This is a genomic window from Providencia rettgeri, from assembly GCF_041075285.1.
Taxonomy (GTDB): Bacteria; Pseudomonadota; Gammaproteobacteria; order Enterobacterales; family Enterobacteriaceae; genus Providencia; species Providencia rettgeri_G.
Genome location: NZ_CP163512.1, coordinates 3,830,776 through 3,857,586 on the forward strand (window position 1 = coordinate 3,830,776; position 26,811 = coordinate 3,857,586).

General features: G+C 43.4%; 28 protein-coding genes. 9 read left to right on the forward strand and 19 right to left on the reverse strand.

The window, feature by feature from the left end; all coding sequences use genetic code 11:
* Positions 1 to 2: 2 nt before the first annotated feature.
* The 7 genes from paaG to paaA are packed head-to-tail and all read right to left on the reverse strand — an operon-like array spanning position 3 to position 5,193.
* On the reverse strand, positions 3 to 797 hold the full coding sequence (paaG, locus tag AB6N04_RS17605) for a 2-(1,2-epoxy-1,2-dihydrophenyl)acetyl-CoA isomerase PaaG (RefSeq protein WP_369309526.1): 795 nt from the start codon (positions 795 to 797) through the stop codon (positions 3 to 5).
* Positions 798 to 799: 2 nt separating this feature from the next.
* Entirely contained in the window at positions 800 to 1,573 is a 774-nt protein-coding gene (paaF, locus tag AB6N04_RS17610; RefSeq protein WP_369309528.1) for a 2,3-dehydroadipyl-CoA hydratase PaaF, read from the reverse strand.
* An 8-nt stretch (positions 1,574 to 1,581) separates the two neighbouring features.
* Positions 1,582 to 2,640, reverse strand: coding sequence for a 1,2-phenylacetyl-CoA epoxidase subunit PaaE (paaE, locus tag AB6N04_RS17615; protein ID WP_369309529.1), 1,059 nt, complete (start codon positions 2,638 to 2,640; stop codon positions 1,582 to 1,584).
* Between the two features lie 10 nt (positions 2,641 to 2,650).
* The gene (gene paaD, locus AB6N04_RS17620) at positions 2,651 to 3,160 is read right to left on the reverse strand and encodes a 1,2-phenylacetyl-CoA epoxidase subunit PaaD (protein WP_369309531.1); all 510 of its coding nucleotides are present in this window, start codon (positions 3,158 to 3,160) and stop codon (positions 2,651 to 2,653) included.
* 4 nt (positions 3,161 to 3,164) lie between these two features.
* Positions 3,165 to 3,923, reverse strand: coding sequence for a 1,2-phenylacetyl-CoA epoxidase subunit PaaC (paaC, locus tag AB6N04_RS17625; protein ID WP_369309532.1), 759 nt, complete (start codon positions 3,921 to 3,923; stop codon positions 3,165 to 3,167).
* Positions 3,924 to 3,934: 11 nt separating this feature from the next.
* Complete coding sequence (gene paaB, locus AB6N04_RS17630; RefSeq protein ID WP_369309534.1) at positions 3,935 to 4,222, reverse strand: 1,2-phenylacetyl-CoA epoxidase subunit PaaB; 288 nt, start codon at positions 4,220 to 4,222, stop codon at positions 3,935 to 3,937.
* A gap of 32 nt (positions 4,223 to 4,254) precedes the next feature.
* Positions 4,255 to 5,193: a 1,2-phenylacetyl-CoA epoxidase subunit PaaA gene (paaA, locus tag AB6N04_RS17635; RefSeq protein ID WP_369309535.1), complete on the reverse strand. Its 939-nt coding sequence runs from the start codon at positions 5,191 to 5,193 to the stop codon at positions 4,255 to 4,257.
* A gap of 322 nt (positions 5,194 to 5,515) precedes the next feature.
* On the opposite strand from paaA, the gene paaZ reads away from it, so the two are divergent.
* Positions 5,516 to 7,579 (forward strand): phenylacetic acid degradation bifunctional protein PaaZ, encoded by a 2,064-nt coding sequence (paaZ, locus tag AB6N04_RS17640; RefSeq protein WP_369309536.1) that lies wholly within the window; start codon positions 5,516 to 5,518, stop codon positions 7,577 to 7,579.
* 96 nt (positions 7,580 to 7,675) lie between these two features.
* Positions 7,676 to 8,437 (forward strand): class I SAM-dependent methyltransferase, encoded by a 762-nt coding sequence (locus AB6N04_RS17645; protein WP_369309537.1) that lies wholly within the window; start codon positions 7,676 to 7,678, stop codon positions 8,435 to 8,437.
* A 4-nt stretch (positions 8,438 to 8,441) separates the two neighbouring features.
* Here AB6N04_RS17645 and AB6N04_RS17650 read toward each other — a convergent pair whose 3' ends face one another.
* From AB6N04_RS17650 to proP, 3 genes are read right to left on the reverse strand one after another with little or no spacing between them, the layout of a single operon-like run.
* Positions 8,442 to 8,753 carry a monooxygenase gene (locus AB6N04_RS17650; RefSeq protein WP_369309538.1) on the reverse strand — a complete coding sequence of 104 codons (312 nt, stop codon included), beginning with the start codon at positions 8,751 to 8,753 and terminating at the stop codon, positions 8,442 to 8,444.
* A 60-nt stretch (positions 8,754 to 8,813) separates the two neighbouring features.
* Entirely contained in the window at positions 8,814 to 10,259 is a 1,446-nt protein-coding gene (phrB, locus tag AB6N04_RS17655; protein ID WP_369309539.1) for a deoxyribodipyrimidine photo-lyase, read from the reverse strand.
* A gap of 17 nt (positions 10,260 to 10,276) precedes the next feature.
* On the reverse strand, positions 10,277 to 11,779 hold the full coding sequence (gene proP, locus AB6N04_RS17660; RefSeq protein ID WP_369309540.1) for a glycine betaine/L-proline transporter ProP: 1,503 nt from the start codon (positions 11,777 to 11,779) through the stop codon (positions 10,277 to 10,279).
* A gap of 483 nt (positions 11,780 to 12,262) precedes the next feature.
* Between proP and AB6N04_RS17665 the strand changes: the two genes are divergently transcribed.
* Positions 12,263 to 13,234 carry a 3-oxoacyl-[acyl-carrier-protein] synthase III C-terminal domain-containing protein gene (locus tag AB6N04_RS17665; protein ID WP_369309541.1) on the forward strand — a complete coding sequence of 324 codons (972 nt, stop codon included), beginning with the start codon at positions 12,263 to 12,265 and terminating at the stop codon, positions 13,232 to 13,234.
* Between the two features lie 341 nt (positions 13,235 to 13,575).
* The gene (poxB, locus tag AB6N04_RS17670) at positions 13,576 to 15,300 is read left to right on the forward strand and encodes a ubiquinone-dependent pyruvate dehydrogenase (protein ID WP_369309542.1); all 1,725 of its coding nucleotides are present in this window, start codon (positions 13,576 to 13,578) and stop codon (positions 15,298 to 15,300) included.
* Between the two features lie 375 nt (positions 15,301 to 15,675).
* Here the strand turns inward: poxB and AB6N04_RS17675 are convergent, their stop codons facing one another.
* Entirely contained in the window at positions 15,676 to 16,074 is a 399-nt protein-coding gene (locus tag AB6N04_RS17675) for a hypothetical protein (protein ID WP_369309543.1), read from the reverse strand.
* 82 nt (positions 16,075 to 16,156) lie between these two features.
* Positions 16,157 to 17,056, reverse strand: coding sequence for a DNA-3-methyladenine glycosylase (locus AB6N04_RS17680; protein ID WP_369309544.1), 900 nt, complete (start codon positions 17,054 to 17,056; stop codon positions 16,157 to 16,159).
* 150 nt (positions 17,057 to 17,206) lie between these two features.
* On the opposite strand from AB6N04_RS17680, the gene AB6N04_RS17685 reads away from it, so the two are divergent.
* Genes AB6N04_RS17685 through AB6N04_RS17695 form a run of 3 tightly spaced genes read left to right on the forward strand, consistent with a single transcriptional unit; the run spans position 17,207 to position 18,626 of the window.
* Positions 17,207 to 17,716, forward strand: a complete 510-nt coding sequence (locus tag AB6N04_RS17685) for a DUF2569 domain-containing protein (RefSeq protein ID WP_369309545.1) — start codon at positions 17,207 to 17,209, stop codon at positions 17,714 to 17,716.
* Between the two features lie 22 nt (positions 17,717 to 17,738).
* Positions 17,739 to 18,101, forward strand: coding sequence for a DUF488 domain-containing protein (locus AB6N04_RS17690; protein WP_369312167.1), 363 nt, complete (start codon positions 17,739 to 17,741; stop codon positions 18,099 to 18,101).
* A complete protein-coding gene (locus AB6N04_RS17695) occupies positions 18,102 to 18,626 on the forward strand; it encodes a DUF2569 family protein (protein ID WP_369309546.1) in 525 nt (174 codons plus the stop codon).
* Between the two features lie 38 nt (positions 18,627 to 18,664).
* Here AB6N04_RS17695 and AB6N04_RS17700 read toward each other — a convergent pair whose 3' ends face one another.
* The 7 genes from AB6N04_RS17700 to AB6N04_RS17730 all read right to left on the reverse strand — a co-directional run bounded on the left by AB6N04_RS17700 (position 18,665) and on the right by AB6N04_RS17730 (position 25,826).
* Positions 18,665 to 20,233 carry an ATP-binding cassette domain-containing protein gene (locus AB6N04_RS17700; protein ID WP_369309547.1) on the reverse strand — a complete coding sequence of 523 codons (1,569 nt, stop codon included), beginning with the start codon at positions 20,231 to 20,233 and terminating at the stop codon, positions 18,665 to 18,667.
* A 367-nt stretch (positions 20,234 to 20,600) separates the two neighbouring features.
* Positions 20,601 to 22,091, reverse strand: a complete 1,491-nt coding sequence (gene glpD / locus AB6N04_RS17705; protein WP_369309548.1) for a glycerol-3-phosphate dehydrogenase — start codon at positions 22,089 to 22,091, stop codon at positions 20,601 to 20,603.
* A 346-nt stretch (positions 22,092 to 22,437) separates the two neighbouring features.
* Positions 22,438 to 23,196, reverse strand: a complete 759-nt coding sequence (locus AB6N04_RS17710) for a DeoR/GlpR family transcriptional regulator (RefSeq protein WP_004262881.1) — start codon at positions 23,194 to 23,196, stop codon at positions 22,438 to 22,440.
* 28 nt (positions 23,197 to 23,224) lie between these two features.
* Complete coding sequence (glpG, locus tag AB6N04_RS17715; RefSeq protein ID WP_369309549.1) at positions 23,225 to 24,073, reverse strand: rhomboid family intramembrane serine protease GlpG; 849 nt, start codon at positions 24,071 to 24,073, stop codon at positions 23,225 to 23,227.
* 16 nt (positions 24,074 to 24,089) lie between these two features.
* A complete protein-coding gene (gene glpE, locus AB6N04_RS17720) occupies positions 24,090 to 24,413 on the reverse strand; it encodes a thiosulfate sulfurtransferase GlpE (protein ID WP_369309550.1) in 324 nt (107 codons plus the stop codon).
* Positions 24,414 to 24,500: 87 nt separating this feature from the next.
* Entirely contained in the window at positions 24,501 to 25,079 is a 579-nt protein-coding gene (gene nfuA, locus AB6N04_RS17725; RefSeq protein ID WP_369309551.1) for a Fe-S biogenesis protein NfuA, read from the reverse strand.
* Positions 25,080 to 25,142: 63 nt separating this feature from the next.
* Positions 25,143 to 25,826 carry a DNA utilization protein GntX gene (locus tag AB6N04_RS17730; RefSeq protein ID WP_369309552.1) on the reverse strand — a complete coding sequence of 228 codons (684 nt, stop codon included), beginning with the start codon at positions 25,824 to 25,826 and terminating at the stop codon, positions 25,143 to 25,145.
* 53 nt (positions 25,827 to 25,879) lie between these two features.
* Here AB6N04_RS17730 and bioH point away from each other — a divergent pair, with 53 nt between their 5' ends.
* Positions 25,880 to 26,656, forward strand: coding sequence for a pimeloyl-ACP methyl ester esterase BioH (gene bioH / locus AB6N04_RS17735; protein ID WP_369309553.1), 777 nt, complete (start codon positions 25,880 to 25,882; stop codon positions 26,654 to 26,656).
* Positions 26,657 to 26,779 (forward strand): DUF6392 family protein, encoded by a 123-nt coding sequence (locus tag AB6N04_RS17740; protein WP_369312169.1) that lies wholly within the window; start codon positions 26,657 to 26,659, stop codon positions 26,777 to 26,779. It begins immediately after the preceding gene.
* Positions 26,780 to 26,811: the final 32 nt, after the last annotated feature.

Genomic DNA, 26,811 nt, shown 5'->3' on the forward strand with positions numbered 1-26,811 from the left:
GGTTATTTCCCCTTAAACTGCGGCTCGCGCTTGTTTAAAAAGGCATTTACCCCTTCGCGATAGTCTTCGCTGCGCCCTCCTAAACGCTGCAAATCGCGTTCAAGATCAAGCTGTTCGTCGAGGGTGTTGGTTGCTGCGCAATAAATGGCTTTTTTGATAAGCCCTAAACCATAGGTTGGTTGTGTCGCAAGGTGTTGAGCGAGTTGTTGAACGGTGTCTGTAAGCGCGTCATCTTCAGTGACCTGCCAAATCATTCCCCATTGTAATGCTTGCTCTGCGCTGATTTTATCCCCGAGTAGTGCCATACCCATTGCTCTGGCATGTCCCACCCGTTGTGGCAAAAACCAGCTTCCTCCTGAGTCAGGAACCAGACCGAGGCGACAAAATGATTGAATAAAACGGGCACTTTTGGCTGCGATAACAATATCTCCGGCAAGTGCGATAGCCGCGCCTGCACCTGCTGCGACCCCGTTTACGGCGCAAATAATCGGTTTTGGTAAGGCGGTGAGACGGCGGATCAGTGGGTTATAATAGGTTTCTACAGAAAAGCCGAGATCAGGCGCTTCACGATTGGCACTGACATTACGATCGTTGAGATCTTGCCCCGCACAAAATCCACGACCAGCACCGGTGATCACTAAGCAACGCACCGACTCGTCGCGCTCTGCAATTTTGATAGCTTCACTCAGTTGGCGGTGCATTTCATCGTTAAAGCTATTGAGTCTGTCAGGGCGGTTTAAGGTCACCGTGAGAACACCATTTTCCTGTGTGGTGAGGATCATCGCTTGGTTTGTCATGGTTATTGTCCTGTAAACTGAGGTGTACGTTTTGCGAAAAAGGCATCGATCCCTTCTTGCCGATCTTGGGTGCCAGCTAAGGTTACGAAATATTGGCGTTCCAGTTGCAACCCCTCAGTAAGGTGGCTGTCTTGGGCATGAATGAGGGCAGCCTTTGCTGCTCGCACCGCTAAAGGCGCGTGTGTCGAGATGTGCTGCGCAAGTTGCTGGGCGCGTTCGACCACTAAATCATCAAGGCAAATTTCACTAATGAGCCCTGCTTGAAGTGCGCGTTTGGCGTTAATGGATTCTCCTGTCAGCACCATTTGCATTGCTAAAGACTTGCCCACGGCGCGGATCAAACGTTGCGTACCGCCCGCACCCGGCATTAAGCCAAGGGTAATTTCAGGTAATCCAAAGCGGGCGGACTCCCCTGCAATCACCATGTCACAGGCAAGGAGTAGCTCAAAACCTGCGCCAAGCGCATACCCATTGGTCGCTGCGATAATGGGTTTTGATATCATGGATAAACGACGCCATACTTGAGGCCGTTTATCTGTCATCGCGCTGGCGATAGTTTGCTGTTGCAACTCTTTAAGATCGGCTCCCGCTGCAAAAAATCGCGGGTGGCCCGTAAGCACTATCGCACCAATTTCCTTATTGCCATCCGCCGCTTCAAGGTGCTGTACAAGGTGCTCAAGGTATGGTGTGCTGAGCGCGTTGCGCACTTCGGGGCGATCCAACGTCAGTGTGAGAACGCGTTTATTTTGTTGAGATAAAATCCAAGGCTTTTCCATTGCGCGTCCTATACGTCAAAGTCTAAAACAACGCCATCGCCCTTCGGCCATGATTGGCAGCTCAAAATATATCCATCAGCAATTTGGTCGGGTTCCAGACTGTAATTGACGCCCATTTCCACTTCCCCTGAGCGCAATTTGCATTTGCAAGTCGCACACACGCCGCCTTTACAGGCGTATGGCAGGTCTACACCTTGGCGTAATGCAGCATCTAAAATACTGTCATCTTGGCTGTCTATGCTGATATCTAAGATCCGACCATCAAGGTGAATGCTCACTTGGCGCACCTCATTAGACTTGACCACCGTTGGTTTAAATTTTGCTCCAGAGGTGTTGAAGTGTTCCATGTGAACGAATTCTTTTGGCATGCCATAATGGATAAGGGTGTCATGCACCTCATCTATCATGCTTTCAGGGCCGCAAATAAATGCACGATCAAATTGTTTGAAATTTAATAATGTATTGCCCAAAGCAGAAAGCTGCTGTTGGTTAATGCGACCGTTGAGGAGTTCACTTTCTTGTGGCTCTTGGCTGAAAAGGTAAATCACTTGAAAACGTTCAGCAAAACGGCTTTTTAAATCTGCAATGCTCTCTTTAAACATCACTGAACGGCTATTGCTGTTGCCATAAATTAAGACAAAATGGCTTTTAGGTTCAGTTTGTAATGTGGCTTTAATAATTGAAAGTAGTGGGGTGATCCCAGATCCTGCGGCTACGGCGAGGTAGTGTGCATGAGTCTGTTTTTCAGGCTGGTAGCCAAATTGCCCTTGCGGAACCATGACATCAAGGCTATCACCGACTTTCAGTTGTTGATTGATAAAATTGGAAAATCGTCCTTCATAAATAGCCTTTACGCCAATTTTCAGTATCTGTTCGTCTGGTGAGCTACAAATGGAGTAGCAACGGCGTAGGTTTTCCCCATTAATTGAGGCTTTTAAGGTGAGATGTTGCCCTGGGCGATAATGATATTGTTCGCGCAAAGCATCAGGAACATTGAACGTCACCGCAACGGCATCAGGGGTGTCACGTTCAATAGCGGCAATACTTAAACGATGAAATACAGTCATATGCGTGCCCCTAAATACATTTAAAGTAATCAAATGGTTCTAAGCATTCGGTGCACCTATATAAGGCTTTACACGCCGTTGAACCAAATTCGCTAATTTTTTCAGTTTGTTCGCTATTGCAGTGTGGGCAACGGATGGCTCCTTTGTGTTCAGGGTGCTCGCAAGAGGAGCCTTGTGGTGGTGCAATACCAAATTCTCTTAAGCGCCTTTTAGCCTCTTGGTTCATCCAATCGGTTGTCCAAGCGGGGGTTAACATGACTTCGATATTAATGTTTTCAAACCCGGCACCTTCTAAAACCGTTTTTATTTCATTGAGTAAAAATTCGGTTGCAGGACAGCCTGAATAGGTTGGTGTAAAAATAATTTTCCAACCCAGATTGTCTGGGAGTACATTGCGGATCATGCCAAGATCAGTAATAGAGAGCGCAGGCAGCTCAGGATCAGGAATTTGATGAAGCTGTTGCCAGATCTGATGAACTTGGGGGGATTGGATCTCACTTAATTGCAGTCTCTGTTCCATGGCATCACCACTGGCAATTTGGGTAAGCACGTTGCATAAATTGCAATTGCGTTAATAGCAGACCGAGATGTTCAGTATGGCTACCTTGCTTACCCCCTAAACGATACGCATCCTTTTCAGGCACACTGAGTGTGGCCTCATCAAAGGTTTCAGTAATAGTCGTTAACCATGGCGCTTTCAAACTGCGCGGGTCAACAGCAATGCCCGCTTCACTAAGAGCGATTTCAATGCTATCTGCGTGGAAAAGCTCGCCGGTAAAGCGCCATAACGCATTGACGGAATTTTGAATTCGGCGGTGACTTTCTTCTGTGCCATCCCCTAAGCGGATCAGCCAATTACGGCTAAATCGTAGATGGTAAGTCGCCTCTTTGAGGGATTTTTCTGCAATAGCAGAGAGTTGTTCATCGCAGCTATGACACAAAGCTTCATAGAGGGGAACATGATAGGCATCCATAAAGAATTGGCGTACTAGTGTGTCATCGAAGCCGTTATTTGGCTGCTCAACCAGTAACAGATTACTAAATTCTCGCTCGTCACGTAAAAAGGCCAGTTTGTCTTCATCATAATCTGCCCCTTTTAACTGTGCGGCATAGCTTAAAAAATTGCGTGCTTGCCCTAGTAGATCCAGACCAATATTGGATAGCGCAAGGTCGATTTCAATTTCAGGCGCATGTCCGCACCATTCGCACAGGCGCTGTGCAAGAATTAATGGTGAGTCACCTAGCCGTAACGCGTAATGATGGAGCTGTTCTTGTTGGTTCATCGGATGGCTCCTTACATGTTTTTTATGCCATCGGGGATGGTATAAAATGTTGGATGGCGGTAAACCTTGGTGTCCGCGGGATCAAAGAATGTGCTTTTATCTTCCGGTTGTGACGCAATTAAATATGCGGATTTAACAACCCAAATTGAGCAGCCCTCACTGCGTCTGGTATAGACATCTCGCGCGTTTTCTAGCGCCATTTGGTCATCTGCGGCATGTAAACTTCCCACATGGCGATGAGCCAAACCCTGCTTACTACGAACAAATACTTCATACAAAGGCCAGTCTAGGTTATTCATGATGTTTTCCTTTTCTGAACGGGTTCAGTAAACTAAGCGGCAGATTTCACGGCTTTTTGTTTGCGACTATGTGCCATGGCACCTTCACGTACCCATGCACCTTCTTCCCAGCCTTTGCGTTTTGCACCGAGTCGTTCGTGGTTGCAAATGCCATTCCCTTTAATCACTTGGTAAAACTCTTCCCAATCAATGTCACCAAAGCGATAGTGGCCGAGTTCGTCATCCCACACTAAGTCGGGATCAGGGATAGTCATACCAAGGGCTTCAACTTGCGGTACGGTGTTGTCGACAAACTTCTGACGTAGTTCATCATTACTAAAGCGTTTGATTTTCCACGCCATACTTTGAGCGCTATGTGGCGAGTCTGAGTCATTTGGGCCAAACATGGTCAGAACTGGCCACCAAAAGCGGTTTATCGCATCTTGTAACATCGCCTTTTGCTCATCAGTGCCTGCTGCCAGTGCCATGACGGCTTCATAACCTTGGCGTTGGTGAAAGCTCTCTTCTTTACAAATTTTCACCATGGCGCGGGCATAAGGGCCATATGATGTGCGGCACAGGGCGACTTGGTTCACAATCGCCGCGCCATCCACTAACCAGCCGATCACACCGATATCTGCCCAACTCAACGTGGGGTAATTAAATATCGAGGAATACTTCATTTTTTCATCAAACAGTTTTTGGTAGATATCTTGGCGGGAACAGCCAAGGGTTTCTGCGGCGCTGTATAGGTAAAGGCCGTGACCTGCTTCATCTTGGATTTTGGCAAGTAATATGACTTTACGGCGCAGTGTTGGTGCACGTGTGAGCCAATTGGCTTCAGGGAGCATACCCACGACCTCGGAGTGGGCATGTTGACCGATTTGGCGGATAAGGTTCTGCCGATAAGCATCGGGCATCCAATCCTTAGGCTCGATGGAAATATCTGCTTCGATTTTGGCTTCGAAGTTAGCCTGATTTTTCTCGCTCATTGATTTTTCCGTTAAGTGATTCGTAAATTAATCATTAAACAAAAATATTGAATCATGTTTATTTAACATTAATGCTAGAAACGGTTAACATAAAGATCAATATTTCTTAACGCTATTTTGCGATACACTTCACAGGGTTTTATTAAATAACTAATATAATCAAATAGTTAGTTTCAATGTATTTTATGTGGATTTTAATGTCTTATTAAAATTCAATTATTTTGTTTTTAATTTGTTAAATTTTAATTAGCATCTATGCTTGTTTTTATGATACACATTTAAATATCAATATTGTTTATTGTCTTTGTTTCTGGAGTGAGATATGCAACATTTAACAAGTTACATTATGGGAAAGTGGGTGCAGGGTACCGGTAAAGCACGCACGATTTATCATGCGCTGACTAATCAAAGCTTATATGCGGTGACAACGAATGGACTCCCTTTATCTGAGTGTTTGACCTATGGGCGAAAAGTCGGGGGGGAGGCGCTATCTACAATGACATTCCAGCAACGAGGTCAGATGCTAAAAGCGGTTGCCAAGTATTTATTGGAACACAAAGCCGAGTTATATGCGATTTCAGCACAAACGGGAGCAACAAAAGCAGATAGCTGGGTGGATATCGAAGGGGGGATTGGGACGCTATTCGCCTATTCAGGGCTTGCAAGTAGGGAACTTCCCGACGACACCATTTGGCCTGAAGGTGACACAGCTCCATTATCTAAACAAGGGCAATTTATCGGTCACCATATTTTGACTTCTCGTCGTGGTGTTGCGTTGCATATCAATGCCTTTAACTTCCCTTGTTGGGGAATGTTAGAAAAGCTGGCACCCACATGGTTAGCGGGTATGCCGGCGATTATCAAGCCTGCTACGGCATCTGCTCAAGTCACTCAAGCGATGGTGAAACTTATCGTCGACAGTGGTCTGGTACCTGAAGGGGGGATCCAACTCGTGTGTGGCGGTGTAGGGGATATGTTTGATTATCTTGATTTTGAGGACGTTGTGACTTTCACTGGTTCAGCCTCAACAGGACAAAAGCTCAAGTCTCATCCACGTATCATTGAAAAATCAGTGCCTTTTACTATGGAAGCAGATTCGCTGAACTGTGCCATCTTGGGCAATGATGTTCAGCCAGAACAGCCTGAATTTGAGTTATTTATCAAAGAGGTTACCCGAGAAATGACCGCAAAAGCGGGGCAAAAATGTACGGCTATTCGTCGCATTATCGTGCCTCAAAATCAATTAGAGAATGTTAAGCAAGCGCTGCTCAAACGTTTATCGGCGATCACCATGGGTGATCCTGCAATTGATGGGGTTCGTATGGGGTCGTTGATTAATCTAGAGCAACGGCAAGATGTACAAGCTAAAGTAGATTATTTGCGTAACCATGGTTGTGAAGTGCTATGTGGTGGGCAGTTTGATCAATTAGATGTGATTGGGGCAGATAGCCAAAACGGTGCATTTTATCCGCCTACATTATTGTATTGTGCTGAGCCATTTAACACTTCAGCGGTTCATGAAACTGAAGCGTTTGGTCCAGTTGCTACCTTAATGGGTTATGAAAGTCACGAACAAGCGGTACAACTTGCCCTTTTAGGAGGCGGTAGCCTTGCCGGCACCTTAGTCACTGCGGATCCCCAAGTGGCGCAATCGGTGATCCGGGCGAGTGCGCGAGCACATGGGCGTATGTTAGTGTTAGATCAGGCGTCATCAGTGGAGTCAACTGGGCATGGTTCGCCATTGCCATTGTTGGTACATGGTGGGCCAGGGCGTGCCGGGGGAGGAGAAGAGTTGGGTGGGCTGAGAGCCGTGAAGCACTATATGCAGCGCACTGCCATTCAGGGTAGCCCATCGATGTTAACGGCAATTAGCCAGCAATGGTTCCGTGGTGCGGATACGATGACTGATGTTGTTCATCCGTTTCGAAAACATTTCGAAGATTTACTGATAGGCGATACGCTACTTACCGCGAGGCGTACGGTGACGGAAGCTGATATCGTTAATTTTGCCTGCCTTAGTGGCGATAACTTTTATGTGCATGTTGATAAAATTGGCGCGGCACAGTCCCTGTTTGGTGAACGTATAGCGCATGGGTATTTTGTCGTTTCAGCCGCCGCAGGCTTATTTGTTGATGCAGGGGTTGGGCCCGTTATCGCAAATTATGGCATGGAAAATTTGCGTTTTATCGAGCCCGTAAAAATTGGTGATACGATACAAGTTCGTTTAACGTGTAAGAAAAAGATTAAAAAGCCACAGAAATTAGCCGAAGATAAACCCAATGGTGTCGTTGAATGGGACGTGCAAGTTTTCAACCAAGACAATACAGTTGTAGCACTTTATAGCATATTGACGCTGGTGGAACGCCGTCATGGTGATTATCACTAACCATCATCGGGATAGATTGGTGGTGAATAAAGAGGTGCTTTTTCAATCATTTTCTGGTGTGATGAGGAAATGATCAACGGAATGTAAGGAAACAGAATGAAAACGCACCACCAAGCGGTGTATCAACAATTTGATGAGCAAGCTAACGCCTATTTAACCAGCCAAGTTCATGCACAAGGTGAGGATTTACTCGCCTTGCAGCAACGGCTACAAGGCTGCCAAGCTGAAGATGTCCTTGACCTCGGTTGTGGTGCTGGGCATGCGAGCTTTTATACAGCACCATTGGTGAAATCGGTCACGGCGTACGATTTGTCCGACTCAATGCTTCGTGTTGTGGAAAAAAGTGCCCAAGAGCGGCAACTTACTAATATTACCACCTGCAAAGGCACTGCTGAGCAATTACCATTTGCGGATAATCACTTTGGTCGAGTAATTAGTCGCTATTCTGCCCACCACTGGCATGATGTGGAAAAAGCATTGCGTGAAGTTCGCCGTGTGCTAAAAGTGGGGGGAAAGGGTATTTTTATTGATGTGGTTTCACCAGGTCACCCAATATTAGATATTTATCTACAAACTGTTGAAGTGCTAAGGGATACATCGCATATTCGTGATTATTCTGCTGGAGAATGGTCAGGGATGTTTAATAAGGCAGGGTTATTTGTTACTGGTGTACAAAGCTTCCGTTTACCCCTTGAGTTTACCAGTTGGGTTGAACGGATGCGAACGCCGCAACCCTTGGTTGAGGCGATCCGCCAATTCCAAAACACACTCAGTGATGAAGTTAAGCAACATTTTGCATTACAAGCAGATGGCTCATTTACTTCTGACGTAATGCTATTTGAATTTCATCGGCAATAAGCATCTATTTTTCAATAAATTGCGCTTGGTTGACTAGACTGAGCGCAGTGTTCACGGTAAAAATTTCACCGCGTACCTCGGGCACACCAAAAGCCTTTAAACGCGCGCTGTGTTTGGTTAAGTAAGCTTTTGCCTCTTGCTCAGAAGCAAACAGATAAACACCACCCGCCATTTGTCTCTGTTGGTTTTCAGTCCAAATTTTCCAGATAAAACCCGGTTCTTGATTGATTGACTCGGCTAACGCATTCATTGCCAACGTCATTTCTTCCCCCCAAGGGCCTTGGTATGGGAAGTCTACTTGTAAAATCACACTCATTGATTTCATCTCCTTATCATCAGGCTTGCATAATAACCTTTAACACAAATAATAACTTTGCTATTTATCGTATTTAAGGCTATCGCGTTTGCCTGCTTCAAAGGCTTCCAGTGTGTTTAATCGTGCCTGCTTGTGGTCAACGATGGGTTTAGGGTAATCAAGGTGTATATTATTTTCCTCTGCCCATTCATGAGGGGTATGAATATATTTAGCAGGTACAGTCCGTAATTCAGGTAGCCAATGACGGATAAACGTGCCCTGTGCATCGAATTTTTGCCCCTGTGTGGTGGGGTTAAAAATACGAAACCATGGGGAAGCATCAACGCCAGTAGACGCTGACCATTGCCAGCCGCCGTTGTTGGCGGCTAAACTTCCATCAATTAGCTGACTCATAAAATATTTCTCTCCCTTTCGCCAATCGATGAGTAAATCCTTCACTAAGAAACTTGCCACAATCATACGTAAGCGGTTATGCATCCAGCCAGTTGTATTGAGTTGGCGCATAGCCGCGTCAACAATGGGGTAGCCCGTTTGCCCGGTTTTCCATGCTGCAAAATCAGTAGGTGAATCATTCCAATGAATATATTGTGTCCACTGAATAAAGGGCTGGTGGCGGCAAAGTCGAGGAAAGGCAACTAAAAGATGGGTATAAAACTCACGCCAAATTAATTCATTTAACCAACAGAAAGCCCCGCTATCAGGGGAATCAAGCACCTGTGGATTTTCAGCTTGTAAACGGTTAAAACATTGACGAGGAGATAACACCCCAATCGCAAGGTATGGCGATAACTGGCTAGTGCCATCAATGGCAGGAAAATCCCTATCTTGTTGGTAATCTGTCACTTTTTGGGCACAAAAAAGCCTGAGCCTTTTTAATCCAGCTTGTTCACCCGCAGGGAAAGTCGGTATTTCTTGATGTTCATGGGGAAATAACGGCAAGGCTGTTTTAATTTCTAACGGTTCTGCTCGCTTTTCAGGTGCACGTAATGAACGGCAATCTGTGACAGAAAGTTGGGTTAGAAACGCACGGCGAAATGGGGTATAGACTTGGTACATCTCGCCTTTTTGATTTGTTACGGTACCAGGGGGGAGTAATAAAGCATCATCAACCCCATGAACCTGTATTGTATCCGCGTGTGCTATTAGCCATTCATCGCGTTTTTTTTCGTTCCATTCATATTGCCGATTGAAAAACAGAGCATCCGCTTGTTGCTCTTTGGCGTAATCCAGTACCCATTTCGCCGCATTAGCAAAATTATTGGTGGTATGACAAATCAGTGGGATACCCAGTTGGGCAAGGGAATGCTGTAACTCAACAAGGTTTTGGTGAATAAAGGCGATTTGCCGTGCAGAGACATCGTGTTGTTGCCATTGCTCTGGTGTGGCGGTGTAGAGGGCGATGACGTTGGCCTGCGGATCAGCGCAGGCCAAGGAAAGCGCTTTGTTATCGGTGACGCGTAAATCATGACGAAACCAGATAAGATGACGAACTTGCTTCGCTGCCACCGCTTTCCTCCTTGGAGTTAATCTAATTTAGGGTGCTGATTAATTAACGACTGGCGCTTTTTCTCCAGTTCAGCAATTTGTTGGTCAATATCTTCAACTCTTTGCTCAATATTGTCAAAGTGCTCACTTAAAATTTCTTTTGCTTCCGCTTTATCTGATGCTGCGGGTGTCGCACCACGTAACGGTTTATTGGCCGTTTCTGGCATGCGGATCCCGGTGTATAAACCAATTAATGCAATCACCATCAAGTAATAGGCTGGCATATATAAATCGGTGGTCGATTCTACTAACCATGCTGCAACAGTGGGGGTTGCACCTGCGATTAATACCGAGATATTAAAGGCGATCGCCAAGGCACTGTAACGGATATGTGTTGGGAAAATTGCGGGTAAAATTGATGCCATTACCCCAGTAAAACAGTTCAACAATACCGCGAGGATCAGTAACCCAACAAAAATTAAGCCAACAGAACCGCTGTTAATTAGCATAAAGGCAGGGTAAGCAAGCAACACTAAACCGACGCTACCGATAATGACAAATGGGCGACGGCCAATTTTGTCACTGGTTAAGCCAATTACGGGCTGAACAAATAGCATCCCGATCATAATAGCGATAATGATAAGCACACCATGGTCAGTTGAATAATTCAGGTTATGCGACAAATAACTTGGCATGTAAGTCAGCAACATGTAATACGTGACGTTAGTTGCAATAACTAAGCCCACACAAATTAATAAGCTTTTCCAATACTTAGACGCGACTTCACGTACTGAAACTTTGGGGGGATTTTGAATATTCGCTTTATCTTGTTTTTCCAGTGTTTCAACATGCTGTTGGAAAGCGGGCGTTTCTTCAAGGGAATGACGCAGATATAACCCAATGATCCCTAAAGGTAAGGCTAAGAAGAACGGAATTCTCCATCCCCAATCATGGAAATTCGCCTCTCCAACGATACTGGAAATCAGCACAACAACACCAGCACCCAATACGAAACCAGCAATGGAACCAAAATCTAACCAACTTCCCATAAAGCCACGTTTACGGTCTGGTGAATATTCGGCAACAAAGATTGCAGCTCCTGAATATTCCCCTCCGACGGAGAAACCTTGGGCCAATTTGGCAATCAATAATAAGATGGGTGCCCAGATTCCGATGGTTTCATATGACGGGATCAAACCAATACTGAAGGTACTGACCGCCATGATAATAATGGTCATTGACAAGACTTTTTGTCGACCATATTTATCACCTAAGATACCAAAGATCACGCCTCCTAATGGCCTAACAAGGAAAGGCACTGAGAAGGTAGCAAGTGCAGCAATCATCTGAACGCTCGGTGATGCGTCTGGAAAGAATACTTGACCTAGGACGTAGGCTAAGAAGCCGTATACACCAAAGTCAAACCATTCCATCGCATTACCCAGTGAAGCAGCGGTAATTGCCTTTTTTAATTTTCCGTCATCAATAATTGTAATATCATTGATATTTAACGGTTTTTCTTTTTTCTTCTTGAATTTCATGAAACCATCCTCTTATTTGAATTTCAACAACGAGATTAATCGCATTTAAGGTGTGGATTTTCATACTAGAACAAACTGTGAGTCTTATTATTTAGAATAGTCGTTGTATGAATTTTTGATAAGTTTTTAATACTGACAGTGACGTTAAATAATGGGGCAATACAGCAGAAATAGAGGAAAAAACAGGGAGTGTTCTTGTTGTAAATAAAGCAAAATAACCACCTTGGTATAATCAAATAGGTTATCAATAATACATTAATATCGCGCAAATGTAAAATGCTTGGCTTTTCATTCCAAATAAAACGAATTTTCAGCGTTTTATTTCAGGGTGTTAGGTTTATATCAATATGTTATTGTGTTGATAATATTTCAGGTAAATATCTTAAGTGTGTAACTATAAAAATCTTAATAATCATTTGGTTATATTTTATTTTTTCTAAACCCTTCTATGCTAAATAATTTGTAAGCAGAAGGAGAAAACATATGAATATGCCAGTGAAAATATCCGCAATTAATGTGTATCATCCCTCAAATATCAGGTGTAATGATTATTTCATCAAAAAACATACGAATATCAAAAATATTAATAATCTATTTGAATTATTTGGTAAGAGACAGCGCTATGTGTCTGACCTTGAAAATGAAAATGTGTTAACTATGGCGTTTAATGCAGCAGAACCGATAGTGAATGATAGTAATATTGATATTATTATTTTCGCCTCGACAACAGTAGAATATTTATCGCCAACTCACGCATTATTAATTCATCGAAAATTCAATATTAAACATAGCTGTGTTTGCATTGATATGAATTTAAACTGTTTAAGTATGCTGGCTGTTCTTGAACAGGCAACCATGATGCTAAACTTCAAAGCCTCTTATCGTAGGGCGTTGATTATCTCAGCAGATCAAATTTCGCGTTATGCAAACCCACAAACGTTTTTTCCGGAGGTTTTATTTGGCGATGCGGCGGTTGCAATGATATTAGAAAAAGCCGAGGACCATTCAGGGGCCGGGTTCATTGATAGTCTCTATTATACAGATAGTCAGTACGCAGATACGATTGTATTTCCACATCATGGGCTATCTCGTAGCCAGAATATGCAATCTGAAAAATTTTACTGGGGTAATTTTAGCGGGGAACCTTGTGTCTCCTTTGCAATAGAAGCTATTCAATGTCAGTTGAAAAAACATCTTCTAAAATTGAGTGATGTATCTTGTTTTTTCTTTTCTCAATTATCAAAAAGTTATATTGAAGCAATTAAAAATGCATTAAACCTTTCTTGGGAGCAGATTGAATATATAGGTGATGAATATGGCTATACAGGGGGAAATAGCCCTTTTATCGCTTATGAAAGCCGTTTAAAAAAAGGTTTGCTTTATGATGGGGACCTTATTGTATTTTGGTCATTTAGCTCGGGGTATCAAACCAGTGTTTTGTTGTGGAAATTATAAGTTCATCATGCCTAAATCGATTAGCTATTCACGCTAATCTTTTTACGATGCGCTTATTTCCAATGTGAGTATAAAAATAAATGCTTGATTTATTCCGTTATTACTATCTTCTTTTGATAATAACGGAGGATTGTGTCGTTCTTTTTTATAATGGATTTGATAAGTAGGAATGAATAATTGACTTGGTTACAATCAAATAAATTAGTGCAAATAAGTTTGATAATCAACGTGTGCAGTGAGATTTAATCAGGATCTTACTGGGTATTTATAAATCAATACCCTTATATTTTTTACTCACAAAAATAGAGGGCGTATGACCTCCGACGGAGAAGAGTGCCATTATGAAAAAACAGAGTGTTGCATCCTATATTGCGAAAGTACTTGATAATGCAGGCGTTAAACGTATTTGGGGCGTTACTGGAGATTCATTAAATGGCTTAACCGACAGCTTGCGCCGACAAGGGGCAATTGAATGGTTAGGCACTCGTCATGAGGAAGTTGCGGCATTTGCTGCGGGCTCAGAGGCTCAGCTTACCGGAAAACTAGCGGTTTGTGCGGGGTCTTGTGGGCCGGGAAATATGCACCTTATCAACGGATTATATGACTGCCACCGTAACCGAGTGCCGGTATTAGCGATTGCAGCACATATCCCATCAAGTGAAATTGGCAGTAATTATTTTCAAGAAACGCATCCTACAGAACTATTTCGTGAATGCAGCCACTACTGCGAAATGGTGTCAAACCCAGAGCAGATCCCGCAAGTGCTAGGCATTGCAATGCGTAAAGCCATCTTGAACAAAGGGGTTTCTGTTGTCGTTATTCCGGGTGATATTGCATTAAAAGAGGCACCAGAGAGCGCCAAAGAGACATGGTATCAGCCACAAGCGCCATTGATTATGCCACAGCGTGCTGAAATTGAACGATTAGCACAAGCCCTGAATGAAGCCAAAAATGTGACATTATTCTGCGGTAATGGCTGTGCCGGCGCACACGATGAAGTGATCAAACTGGCAGAAACACTAAAAGCGCCCGTGGTACATGCACTACGAGGTAAAGAACATATTGAATGGGATAATCCGTACAGCGTTGGAATGACAGGTTTAATTGGTTTTTCATCGGGCTACCATGCGATGATGAACGCTGATACGGTCGTTTTATTAGGAACGCAATTCCCATACCGTCCTTTTTATCCAAATGATGCAAAAATTATCCAAATTGATATTAATGCAGGAAGCTTAGGTTCTCATTGCCATATCGATATGGGACTGATTGGTGATATTAAAGCCACTCTCGATGCTTTGCAGCCGCACCTGCAAACTAAACAAGATAATAAGCACCTTGAAAGTGCCCTAAAACATTATGCAGAAGCCCGTAAAGGGTTAGATGATCTTGCAAAACCGGGTCATGAAGGGCTCATCCATCCGCAGTATCTGGCGACTAAAATTAGTGAATTGGCAGATGATGATGCTATTTTTACTTGTGATGTCGGTACGCCAACGGTATGGGCTGCACGATACCTGAAAATGAATGGTAAACGCCGTTTAATTGGTTCGTTTAACCACGGTTCTATGGCGAATGCGATGCCGCAAGCGATTGGGGCTCAAGCGGTTGATAAAAAACGTCAAGTGGTTGCCATGTGTGGTGATGGTGGGTTTAGTATGCTAATGGGGGATTTTATTTCCCTATCACAAATGCAATTACCTGTGAAAATTATCATCCACAACAATGGCGTACTAGGTTTTGTGGCGATGGAAATGAAAGTCGCAGGTTTCCTAACGGCAGGAACGGATTTACATAACCCGAATTTTGCAGCGATTGCGAATGCTGCGGGTATTAAGGGGATCCGTGTCGAAAAAAGTGAAGATCTCGACGGTGCACTTAAAGAAGCTTTTGCTCACGATGGCCCTGTGGTTGTGGATGTCTTAACGGCAAAACAAGAGCTGTCGATGCCGCCAGAAATTGAGGCGCAAGAAGCCAAAGGCTTTAGCTTATATATGCTAAAAGCCATTATGAGTGGGCGTGGTGATGAAGTGGTGCAATTAGTGAAAACTAACTGGCTGCGTTAATACGATTTATGTCAATAATGCATAGCAGTTAATCATTAATGAGCCCAATCTAATTGAAGTCTTTCATTAGGGGCTGTTTATCTTTGATGGTCAATTTTTATTCGAATTAAAGCCATTTTAGGCAAGGGGGGAGGTTCGCTGCCGAGTGAACTCGGCAAGAGCCTCTCAACGCAGCATCAAATGAGTAAAACGTGCTTTAATCGAACCCGTAAGGCAGCGTTTAGGACAATAGTTGATTCAAATTGTCGTCAGTTAGCACGACAGAGTCATTTATCCATTTTTTTTGATGGTTTCTTGACCTTTTTTAGCGGTAAAAATCAGCAGCAAAGATAAACAGCCCCAATGATTGGGCTTTCCCTTAACTTAACTGTCAATCTATTCATTTTTTTCAGAATATTGTGCCAGTATGGCATGATATTCGGCTTTACTTAACGGGATAATTGCAACTTCAACGAAATTATGGCGAGAACTTGTTAGAGTGCATTCTGCCGCCTCTATACTCTCGACATATTCGGTCATAAAGTGATTTTGATGTCCTGGCGAGGCTAATAATCTTAATGTCAAAAAGTTCTCAAGCTGTTCAGGCTCTGACATTAATTGTTCGCCATGAAAAAATTTATCGAGACATTGATAGGCAAGAGGCTCCGCTTTTAAAGGGAACCATTCTTTTATAAGATGCCATACTGGGGAGGCGTCGCTAGGAAGCTCATCATTATCAAATATATTACCTTGAGCAAGGGGTAAGTTATAGGCTCCGAAATTAAAATTGTCCATATTTATTATCCGACAAAAAAGTTTAGACAGTCACCTAATAAATCATACGGTTCAAGTCTATCAAATCAGGTAATAACCTGAACTAATACCCAGCCGCAGATTGACTCCGCCATAAATGAGCTGCAACCAAAGCTCTCCATGGGGAATACTGCAACAACCATTTTTCAGTCTCTTTGGCTGTTGGTTGTTCCTGTTTAACAAGTAGGGTCTGTAAGTTGCGCCTAACAGCGACATCTCCATGCAAAGAGCCATCCAAATAATTGAAACCACGCAATAGCGCATAGCTGACGGTCCAAGGACCAATCCCTTTAATTTTTAATAACTGTTCGGTGATCAAATCGGCGTTCTCATGGTTCACTTGTTGTGATAAATCAATCTGTTGGTTCTCTATCGCCTCACATAGTGCTCTGAGCGCAATAATTTTCCCTAACGAAAATCCTGTTTCCCTGAGAGTCTCATCACTAACTAAACTCACTTGTTGAATATCAGGAAAACACCAAATTTTCGATGAGTGCTGCATGCCTACCGCTTGAATAAAGCGTCGGCGGATGGCGATAGCAGCATGGACACTAATTTGCTGTCCAATAATTGCCCATACTAAGGCTTCAAAGGCACTAGAGGATTGATAAATGCGCAGTCCCCTTTGCCTTTCAATGAGTTTGCCAAGTACCGGATCTGTGAGATAGTGTTGTTCAAATTGATTAACAGGCTGGTTTAAACCCAATAAATGTTTTCCAAGAGCGCTAAGTTCTGCCTCTGTTGGCGCAATATTGGCGTGATCAACCTCCAGAGAAACCGTGGCATTCAAGTTCTTAATGGCTAACTGAATTTTGGCAGGGTGATTTTGCCAAATTAAGCCTTTATGCAAACAATTATTAGTAACAATTTCAGCGACATTTTGTTGATCTCTTAAATGAAAGGCAAAAAAATCATCAGCCCGATAAGGTTGTGGGAGCGGTAAATTAACAGTGAATGTTTGCATTATGATGACCTTATAAGATTTTTCTTTAATCACAATATATTGTGTATTGGCACATTAGGTAACTCATATTTTAGAGAATAAGTATGTTATCTTGATTGAGCTGATAATTGCGTAAATGACATGGTGTTTACTATTTAATAAGGAAGTGAAATGAAAACTGAAGATAGCAGTTCATCTCATAACACTCCAAATCCTGCTAAATCAGCCCCCGAATTAACAGGGATTGGTGGTTGGCTGATTTTCCCCATGCTAGGGATTGTGTTGTCCGTTATTTTTCTTCCATTTGCAATTTATGGGCAAAATATTCAGGTTATTGAGTATTGGGATGAGCTAACCAACCCGCAATCCGATACATTTATTCCTTTATTTAAAGAGCTTATTTATTTTGAGCTTTTAGGGAATGTGATCTTATACGCTTTATTGCTTTTTTTGTGTTATGTCTTTTTTACGAAGAAAAAACTCACTATCAAAATTTATATTTTCTTCCAGCTATTTGCTTTAGGATTGACAGTTTCAGATATTATACTGGCAGGGTTATTATTAGATTTAGATGTTGAGGCGTCAGACATTCGCGACATTTTGCGAGCGCTTATTGGCTGTGCAATTTGGATACCTTACTTTTTGGTTTCTAAGCGTGTGAAAAATACATTTGTGAATTAAATACCATCATAGAGGTGAAATGATGATTTATTGCAAAAGAGTGTATGATCCTGCAACCAAGGATGATGGCTACCGTGTATTAGTCGATAGGTTATGGCCAAGAGGGATAAAAAAAACCGATTTGCAGTGTGACGCGTGGCATAAAGAGGTCGCTCCCTCTAATGAATTACGTAAATGGTTTCATCAACACACAGACCAATTTGAGCAATTTGTACAGCAATATCACGAAGAATTGAACCACAGCAAAGCGTGGCAAGTGTTAGTTGAGCAGGCTCAGCAAGGCAATTTAACGCTACTGTATAGCGCCAAAAATACAGAGCATAATCAAGCAATTGTACTTAAGAATTTTATTGAAGAAAAAATACAGGATAAAAAGGTTCGTTAAATGGAGAATCCTCAATCAACCGTTCAATTAGAGCAGGTTGCCGCTCAAGTCGTGCCACAACCTATGGCGGAAAAAGTGCCTGAAGGATTAGGGGGGTGGTTGATGTGGCCAATTATCGGGCTGTTTTACATGTTGTACAAAATGGTTACGATGATGATACAAGAAATTTCCCAAGTGGAAACGGTTTGGCCATTGGCGACAAACGTCGCTTCTGACTTCTATGTGCCAGGTTTTTCAACAGCCTATTACCTGTTACAAACCAGTTATGGGGTGCTCATTGCATTATTGTTGTGGACCTTTATTGCGGCAATTAAACGGAAAAAAAGGACGAAGTGGTGGTTTATCATCACCATGCTGTCATATACCCTGATGGTGTTTGTTGCGCGCTTTGTATTTCCTTATGTATTTGGTATGGAAATTAATTATTCCAATATTATCACGGTGATTAACGGCAGCTTTTATTGTGTGTTGTGGATTCCCTATTTTTTAGTCTCTAGTCGCGTCAAAAATACCTTTATTGGCTAAATATTAGCCACCTTCAAAGAAGATGGCTAACCAAGCTATTAACTAGAAAGATCTAACGTATGGGTAATATTACAGCGCTTAACAAAGGCATCATCATGGGAAACCAGTAGCAATGTACCTTGGTAATCATTTAATAGATCCTCAAGTAATTGCTTTGACTCTAAATCCAAATGATTATCAGGTTCGTCGAGTAACAATATTGCTGGCGGGTTCGGGCTATGGGTCAGCGCTAATAACGTGGCTTTGAGTTGCTCTCCCCCACTCAATTGTTGTAGTGGCTGTAAAGACTTATCACCTCGAATGCGTAACATACCAAGTTGTGTACGCCACTGTTCAACGGTGAATGAGGGCTGGTATTGATGTAAAGCTTCACTCACAGGTTGTGTTTTATCGAGCAAGTTTAGGTGTTGGTCTAAATAGCAAAAATGCCCGCTTAAGCGGAACTCCCCTGATTGGGCTTGAAGGTGCCCAGCAAGTACCTTAAGCAAAGTGGATTTTCCGCAACCATTATCACCTTGGATATGCCAATGCTCTCCACTGTATATGGTGAATGACAGTGGCGATAAATAACCATAGGGCAAGCGAAGATCCGCCGCAAAAACGGTCACTTTTTTCCCTTCACTCTGGTAGGAAATGACCATTTTTTGTTGTTTGGTATAGTGCATTTTCTCTTGGTTTTCTTGTTGCTGGTTTTGTAGGTTATCCATTACGCGTTGATGACGCTCTGCGATATTGGATTGCCTTTTTTCCGCGCGATTTTTTTGCATATCCAATAGCAATAAAGATTGAGATCCGCCATAGCGGATCTTCTCCCCTTGTTTTTTGCGTTGAGCGGCTTTTTGTAAGGTAGCTTGTTGCTGTTTTTTCTCTTGGTTGATACGTTTTTCTATACGTTCAGCCTGTGCTTCTATGGCGGCAATCTCGACACTTTTTTGCGAATCATACAACGCATAATTTCCCCCGTACTCCTGCAACCCTTTCTCGCTGAGTTCAAAAATAGTCGTCATCTCACCTAATAGCGCTCGATTATGGGAGATAACCAGACTGCCGGCACGGTGCTCCGTCAGCTTTTGGCTTAGCCATTGGCGGCTTGTTGCGTCTAAATGGTTATCTGGCTCATCAAGCAGTAAAAATTTATCTTGCTGTAAGAACGCTCGACATAACGCAAGGCGTGTACGTTCACCACCACTGAGATGGGCGATAGGGGTTTCCATCGAAATGGGCAATCGAGCGGAGTCTAACAGACTCTGCCATTGTGAAGGTAAGTGCCATTTATCGTCTACCAACTCAAAATCGGATGGTGAACCACCACCAGCCTCAATACGCGAAAAAGCATGATAGAGTTGCGTAATGCCTAAAGCATCAATAAGCGTTTCCCCTGTTAGGCGGGTTAGCTGATCAACATAGGTAAATGGTATGTTCCAATGCACATTTCCTTGTGTCGGTGGTAATACTTGGGCAAGCAGTCGCATCAATACTGATTTGCCCCGCCCATTATGACCAATTAAGGCATTTTTTTGGCACGACAGTGTCCCGTTTAATGGCGGAAATAGGGCGACTTGGTTGAATTCGATATTCAATTGTGAAAAGTGACAAGCAATTGTCATCGGCACCTCCAAAAATAAAGGGTGCAGACAACGTGGTTGACTTATCAAGACGTGTCGATGAATAGCGTTGCCTGCCAGGAACAGAAAAATGAATACCCGTGTGGTATTGGAAAATATTTTCTGGCAGTGCTTAATTCATCGTAGGGAGTACCTGCTAGGTTTAGTGATAAAGAGAGTAAAACTAGTATAGGCAAAAATAAGCGATCTAATCAACCCATTAGTTTGGAGAATGTCCTAAATTGAGTGCGACAATGGCGAAACCCTAAAATATCGAGTCAGCATTGGAAAGTAGGCCTTGAATGTTTGAAAAGGCCAATCAACGTAATATTGATTGGCCTTTTTACTAACAACAACGAGATTTTCAAGATTATGCAGAGGTGTGCTCTGACAACCATTGTGCGATGCGCTGTTTTTCTTCTTCATTCAGCCACATGCCCAATTTAGTACGACGCCAGATGGCATCATCTAATTCTGTTACCCACTCATTTTTCACTAAGTAGCGTAATTCAGCTTCATAAACATTCGCACCGAACGCTTCACCGAGATCGCTGAGCGAATTCGCGCCTTCCAAAATTAGCTTACTGTTACTGCCGTAAGTTCTGGCGTAACGCAGTGCTAAACCTTCAGGAAGCCATTGATAATGTTGGCGTAATACACGTGAATAGCCATCACGATCACAACCTTCGATATCACCACCCGGCAATTGACCATTTTTGGTCCACGGGCCACTTGCATGCGGGTAGTAGGCCGCCAGTTTATTGACCGCGGCTTCCGCTAATTTACGGTAAGTGGTTAGTTTACCACCGAATACAGACAGTAATGGGGCTTGGCCTTGCTCATCGTGAATATCTAAAGTGTAGTCACGGGTAATCGCTTGTGGTGAATCTGACTCATCATCACATAGCGGACGAACTCCTGAGTAATCCCACACAATGTCATTGACGGTTAACTGTTTTTTGAAGTGATCGTTATACACTTTCAGTAAATAATTAACTTCGTTATCATCAATTTTGACGTCTTTCGGATCGCCTTTGTATTCCACATCTGTCGTACCAATAATTGAAAATTCATCCATCCACGGAATAACAAACACGATACGGTTATCTTCATTTTGTAGGATGTAAGCTTGTGGTTCATCGTGAGCACGTGGAACAACGATATGGCTACCTTTGATTAGGCGAATACCGTATGGCGATTTTAATTTCAGGCCATCATCAAAGAACTCTTTCACCCAAGGTCCAGTTGCGTTAACCAGACCTTTGGCTTGCCAAGTGAGTGTTTCACCCGTACGTAAGTCTTGTGCTTCAACCACCCATAAGCCGTTTTCACGATAAGCGCGAGTCACTTTTGTGCGAGTACGAACTTCACCTTGCTTACGTACCACTTCTTGAGCGTTTAGAACAACTAAACGAGCATCATCAACCCAACAGTCTGAGTATTCAAATCCTTTGGTTAATTCAGGTTTTAATACCGAATTTTGGTTGAATTTTAAGCTCTTGCTACCCGGCAAACTGACACGTTTACCTAAATGATCATAAAGGAACAGACCAATACGGATCATCCAAGCTGGGCGTAAATGCGGTTGGTGTGGTAAACGGAAACGCATTGGGAATGCAATGTGCGGAGCCAGTCGCAATAAGACTTCACGCTCTGCCAGTGCTTCACTTACTAATCTAAATTCATAATGCTCTAGGTAGCGTAAGCCACCGTGGATCAGTTTTGAACTTGCTGATGAGGTTGCACTCGCTAAATCTTGAGCTTCGAGCAGCAATACCGATAATCCACGACCTGCAGCGTCAGCTGCAATACCAGCGCCGTTGATCCCGCCGCCGATGACAATCAAATCTTTAGTTTCCATGCATCCCCCTGAGATGTTCGAAACACTTTCTATAATGTTCGTTTTCGCTCATTTGATTGTAATCAAATTCAATTAGTATGCCAACTAATAATGCATAAAAATAACAACTGCGTGATATCGATAACAAATTTTACATAGGGTATTCTTTCCACCACCGCGTCGTTGACGCCACTTATCAATGCGTTGTAATGCGAATTGTTGTGCGTATAACCTGTAAGTGAATAATGATTAGCAACGAGCGGAGGAATAAAAATACAGAAGAGAGTTAAGGGGATTATGATGAAAGACGATATTCATTAGCGTGATGGCAGGTCGTTACACTGCCATCATAACCATAATGATTTCATTAGCAAAGTTCGAGCTGGACGTTATGTTGCTCAATCACTTTGAGGATACTGTCTGGTGGTTGTTTATCGGTAAATAGGTAGTCGATTAAGTTCATGTTACCGAGGTTAACCATCGCATTACGACCAAATTTAGAGTGATCAGTGACCAACATAACGCAACGTGAATTCTCAATAATTGCGCGTTTCGTACGCACTTCATGATAATCAAACTCCAGTAATGAGCCATCCATATCAATGCCGCTGATCCCAAGAATGCCGTAATCTAACCTAAATTGAGAGATAAAATCGAGCGTCGCTTCACCAACAATTCCGCCGTCACGTGAACGCACTTCGCCCCCCGCTAGAATTAAGCGGAAGTCTTCTTTTGGCATCAGTAACGTGGCAACGTTAAGGTTATTGGTCACTACCCGCAAGTTTTTATGGTTAACTAACGCATGCGCAACGGCTTCAGGTGTCGTTCCGATATCAATAAATAGTGTTGCACCATCAGGAATTTGGCTAGCGACATGCTGCGCAATACGAGCTTTTTCATCTGACCACATGATTTTACGGTCATTATACGCCGCGTTTACGGAGCTTGAAGGCAGTGCTGCACCCCCGTGGTGCCGCTGAATTTTATTCTGCTCAGCGAGGTCATTGAGGTCTCGTCGGATGGTTTGAGGACTCACCTCAAAGTGCTCGACCAGTTCTTCAGTACTGACATATCCCTGAAGACGCACAAGTTCAACAATTGCATCATGTCTCTGGGTTTGTTTCACAGCGTTAGCCTCTAATTATTAAAATGTATTATCTGGAGCTCTGGTATTTAATAAAACTGTGCCTATTATCCCACACTCCCATCAATAAGCCGATAATTAACCCTGAAGTATGTGCGGCATTAGCAATATGCATACCTAAAATATCGAAGTAACCGAAAAAGAGCCAGATAATTGAGAAAATCATTAACCCTCGGGGGACGTGCACGCCGCTCTCTGGGTTGCGCTCGCCAGTAAGCCAAACATAGCTGACTAAGGCATACACCACACCCGATAGACCGCCAAAGTTATTTTCACTAAATAACGATTGCCCCCAGTTACTAAACAAGGCGGAGACCAGTAAAATAGTAAACAGCTTCCCTGTACCTAGCTTGCGTTCAACTTGGCCTGCCAGAAACCACCATAGTGCAAGGTTAAATCCAATATGCGACAGTGAAAAATGTACAAACGCGGGGCTTATCCAACGCCAAAGTTCAGATTGTTGGTCGCCAATCGGCCATGCTAAGTAACGTAATACTTCAAACGCACCCGTCATTTCTACCCAAAGATATACAACAATCGATAGCAGAATAACAGCAATTGTTAGTGGGCCAGATTGTTCTTTTAAGTAGCCCCAAGTGAGAAAATTACGGTATTGAAATTGTGTATCGGCGTTACCTGTTTGCCAACTGGCAGCAAGGTAACGGGGATCATTTGGGTTTTGCAGGAAAATATCAAGTTCGTGACGGACTTGATTTAGAAATTGGTCATCTTCCAACCAAAGTTCATACAGCGCTTGTTCTTGGGAGGGCTGAAGGCTTAAATGGATATTTTGCCCCGCCATATAATCAACAAAAGCTTGCGCCATTCTAGGGTTGGCAAAGGAAGTGATGTGGATCATGAATGTATTTTCTCGTCTAGAGCGCCGTGACGGCTTGTGGATATTCCCTTAACCAAGCTTCAAACCCGCCATTAATGCTGTAAACAGATTCATAGCCAATGTTGATCAGATACTGTGCCGCCCCTTGGCTGCTGTGCCCGTGGTAGCACATAACCATAACGGGCTGTTCATAATCCGTTTGTTCTAAAAATTGACTGAGCGACTCATTGGTAAGGTGATAAGCACCGCTGGCGTGGCCTGCACGGAAGCTCTGTGGGTCACGTACATCAACAAGTACGGCCGTGTTTTCTAACCAATGTTGGTAAGCCTGTTCTGGTGTTAGTGTCTCAAAATGGTCCATAAAATACCGAATATAAAGGGGAAAACCTGATAAAAGACAAATTCGGCACCTGTAAACAGAAAAACAGGTGCCAGATATTCATGGCAATTAGTAGAAAGAGTGCTCGCCACGTTGGTGTTCAGTTAGGTCTTTAACGCCTTTTAACTCACCATCAAACATTTTCAGTAATTCTTTTTCAATACCTTCTTTTAAGGTGACATCGACCATTGAACAACCGTTACAACCACCACCAAATTGCAAGATAGCAAAGCCGTCATCGGTGATTTCCATAAGAGAAACACGACCGCCATGGCTAGCTAATTGCGGGTTAATTTGTGATTGTAAAACGTACTCAACACGCTCGATTAATGGTGCATCATCAGAGACTTTGCGCATTTTCGCGTTTGGCGCTTTTAGGGTTAGTTGTGAGCCCAATTGGTCGGTAACGAAATCAATTTCAGCTTCTTCCAAGAAAGGTGCACTAATTTCATCAACATAAGCAGATAATTTTTCAAACTTCAATTCTTTATCTGTTGCTTCAACAGCACCTGGTGGGCAGTATGACACGCCACACTCAGCTGTTGGTGTACCCGGGTTGATGACAAATACACGGATTTGGGTTCCTGGCTCTTGGTTTTCCAACAACTTGGCAAAGTGAGCCTGTGCTGCTTCAGTAATATTAATCATAATCATTTGCTCAATAATAGTTGACTGCTTTAGTTGGTTATAATACGCCCATTTACCCCTTTCCTACAAGGTGCGACAGAGTGACCACGCATCAACAGTTCGCGCACCCGCACAAATCAACAATTGTGCCGCAGCATTCATTGTCGAACCTGTTGTAATCACATCATCCAAAATGGCGATATGTAGGCCAGAAACGCGAGTTTCTAAGGTAAACGCTCCCTTTAGGTTTTTTCGGCGATGTTCACGTTTTAATGTAATCTGCGCCAGTGTATCACGACTACGGAGTAATGAATTTCGCGAATAGGGGATATTTAACCATCGGGATAAATTTTCGCCTATTAATGCCATGTGGTCAAATCCTCGCCACCACAACCGGTGACGATGCAACGGGACAGTCATTATCAGATCGGGTTTTTGCCAAGTATTTTCGCGGTAACCCCGTAACCAAAATAAAACAAAAATGCGCGCTAAAGGGAAAGCAAGCTGCGATTGTTGGTGAAACTTAAAGTGATGAATAAGCCTACGTAGTGGAGCTTGATAGGGTGATACGGTGATTAAACACTGCCAAGGGGGAGGCTGCTTCAAGCAGCGTCCGCAGTGTTGCATTGCGGACTCGCAGGGGAGTGCGCAACGTGGGCAGCACTTTGGCATCGACGGTAAGCTTTTTAGGCAAAAACTACAAATGCCTTGGCAACCTAATTTTAGTGATTGATGGCATAGCCAACATGCCCCTTCCATTGATAGCATAGTCACATTCCGTTAAAAATAATGGCTGAGAAATAATCCAAGAGAGTGTAACTATGGCAACGTTATATTGGCAGACTGTCGGTGAAGGAAAACAAGATCTTGTGTTGCTGCATGGATGGGGGCTGAATGGGCATGTTTGGCAAACAATTATTCCTCGAATCGCTTCGCATTTTCGGGTTCATTTAGTTGACTTGCCGGGTTATGGTCGAAGCCAAGGTTTTTCGCCCATGAATATTCAATCCATGGCGAATATTTTGTGGGAACACGGGCCAAAAAACGCGATTTGGCTAGGGTGGTCACTGGGGGGGTTAGTCGCCAGTCGTATTGCATTGGATCATCCTGATGAAGTTCAAGGGCTGATTACCGTTGCGTCGTCACCTTGTTTCAAGGCTGAGGAGCACTGGGCGGGTATTCGTCCCGAAGTTTTATTGGGTTTTGAACAACAGCTGTCCGCCGACTTTCATCGAACCGTCGAACGTTTTTTGGCCTTACAAACCTTAGGAACTGAAAGCGCTCGCAACGATGCTCGCACCTTAAAATCAGTGGTGCTTGAGCAGCCTATTCCGGCGGTGGAAACGCTAAATGCAGGTCTTGAATCGTTGCGAACAGAAGATTTACGGGAGGAATTGAAAAGTCTGCCAGTGCCGTTCTTACGCATTTATGGTTACCTCGATGGTCTCGTGCCTCGCAAGGTGGTCCCCATATTGGATAAACTTTACCCCGACTCTCCGTCCGTGATTATGCGTAATAGCGCCCACGCACCATTTATTTCGCATCCCGATGAGTTTTGTGAATATCTGCTAGATTTTCAAAGCCGCTTGGCAGAATAGATAGAACTATCGCGAAATCAGTGGAAATTCCCAAATGAGCTTCCCTTTGGTTTAGAGCAGGTGATGACGGATCGCTGGTTACAAGAACACTTAGGGACTCCACTTGTCAGTGAACTTGAATAGACGGTTATGGGAATTAATTTTGGAAAGATTGA

Excerpts from the sequence above, each read along its gene's own strand:
- paaG (WP_369309526.1), bottom strand. The coding sequence starts at position 797 with ATGACAAACCAAGCGATGATCCTCACCACACAGGAAAATGGTGTTCTC.
- paaF (WP_369309528.1), bottom strand. The coding sequence starts at position 1,573 with ATGGAAAAGCCTTGGATTTTATCTCAACAAAATAAACGCGTTCTCACA.
- paaE (WP_369309529.1), bottom strand. The coding sequence starts at position 2,640 with ATGACTGTATTTCATCGTTTAAGTATTGCCGCTATTGAACGTGACACC.
- paaD (WP_369309531.1), bottom strand. The coding sequence starts at position 3,160 with ATGGAACAGAGACTGCAATTAAGTGAGATCCAATCCCCCCAAGTTCAT.
- paaC (WP_369309532.1), bottom strand. The coding sequence starts at position 3,923 with ATGAACCAACAAGAACAGCTCCATCATTACGCGTTACGGCTAGGTGAC.
- paaB (WP_369309534.1), bottom strand. The coding sequence starts at position 4,222 with ATGAATAACCTAGACTGGCCTTTGTATGAAGTATTTGTTCGTAGTAAG.
- paaA (WP_369309535.1), bottom strand. The coding sequence starts at position 5,193 with ATGAGCGAGAAAAATCAGGCTAACTTCGAAGCCAAAATCGAAGCAGAT.
- paaZ (WP_369309536.1), top strand. The coding sequence starts at position 5,516 with ATGCAACATTTAACAAGTTACATTATGGGAAAGTGGGTGCAGGGTACC.
- AB6N04_RS17645 (WP_369309537.1), top strand. The coding sequence starts at position 7,676 with ATGAAAACGCACCACCAAGCGGTGTATCAACAATTTGATGAGCAAGCT.
- AB6N04_RS17650 (WP_369309538.1), bottom strand. The coding sequence starts at position 8,753 with ATGAGTGTGATTTTACAAGTAGACTTCCCATACCAAGGCCCTTGGGGG.
- proP (WP_369309540.1), bottom strand. The coding sequence starts at position 11,779 with ATGAAATTCAAGAAGAAAAAAGAAAAACCGTTAAATATCAATGATATT.
- AB6N04_RS17665 (WP_369309541.1), top strand. The coding sequence starts at position 12,263 with ATGAATATGCCAGTGAAAATATCCGCAATTAATGTGTATCATCCCTCA.
- poxB (WP_369309542.1), top strand. The coding sequence starts at position 13,576 with ATGAAAAAACAGAGTGTTGCATCCTATATTGCGAAAGTACTTGATAAT.
- AB6N04_RS17675 (WP_369309543.1), bottom strand. The coding sequence starts at position 16,074 with ATGGACAATTTTAATTTCGGAGCCTATAACTTACCCCTTGCTCAAGGT.
- AB6N04_RS17680 (WP_369309544.1), bottom strand. The coding sequence starts at position 17,056 with ATGCAAACATTCACTGTTAATTTACCGCTCCCACAACCTTATCGGGCT.
- AB6N04_RS17685 (WP_369309545.1), top strand. The coding sequence starts at position 17,207 with ATGAAAACTGAAGATAGCAGTTCATCTCATAACACTCCAAATCCTGCT.
- AB6N04_RS17690 (WP_369312167.1), top strand. The coding sequence starts at position 17,739 with ATGATTTATTGCAAAAGAGTGTATGATCCTGCAACCAAGGATGATGGC.
- AB6N04_RS17695 (WP_369309546.1), top strand. The coding sequence starts at position 18,102 with ATGGAGAATCCTCAATCAACCGTTCAATTAGAGCAGGTTGCCGCTCAA.
- AB6N04_RS17700 (WP_369309547.1), bottom strand. The coding sequence starts at position 20,233 with ATGACAATTGCTTGTCACTTTTCACAATTGAATATCGAATTCAACCAA.
- glpD (WP_369309548.1), bottom strand. The coding sequence starts at position 22,091 with ATGGAAACTAAAGATTTGATTGTCATCGGCGGCGGGATCAACGGCGCT.
- glpG (WP_369309549.1), bottom strand. The coding sequence starts at position 24,073 with ATGATCCACATCACTTCCTTTGCCAACCCTAGAATGGCGCAAGCTTTT.
- glpE (WP_369309550.1), bottom strand. The coding sequence starts at position 24,413 with ATGGACCATTTTGAGACACTAACACCAGAACAGGCTTACCAACATTGG.
- nfuA (WP_369309551.1), bottom strand. The coding sequence starts at position 25,079 with ATGATTAATATTACTGAAGCAGCACAGGCTCACTTTGCCAAGTTGTTG.
- AB6N04_RS17730 (WP_369309552.1), bottom strand. The coding sequence starts at position 25,826 with ATGCTATCAATGGAAGGGGCATGTTGGCTATGCCATCAATCACTAAAA.
- bioH (WP_369309553.1), top strand. The coding sequence starts at position 25,880 with ATGGCAACGTTATATTGGCAGACTGTCGGTGAAGGAAAACAAGATCTT.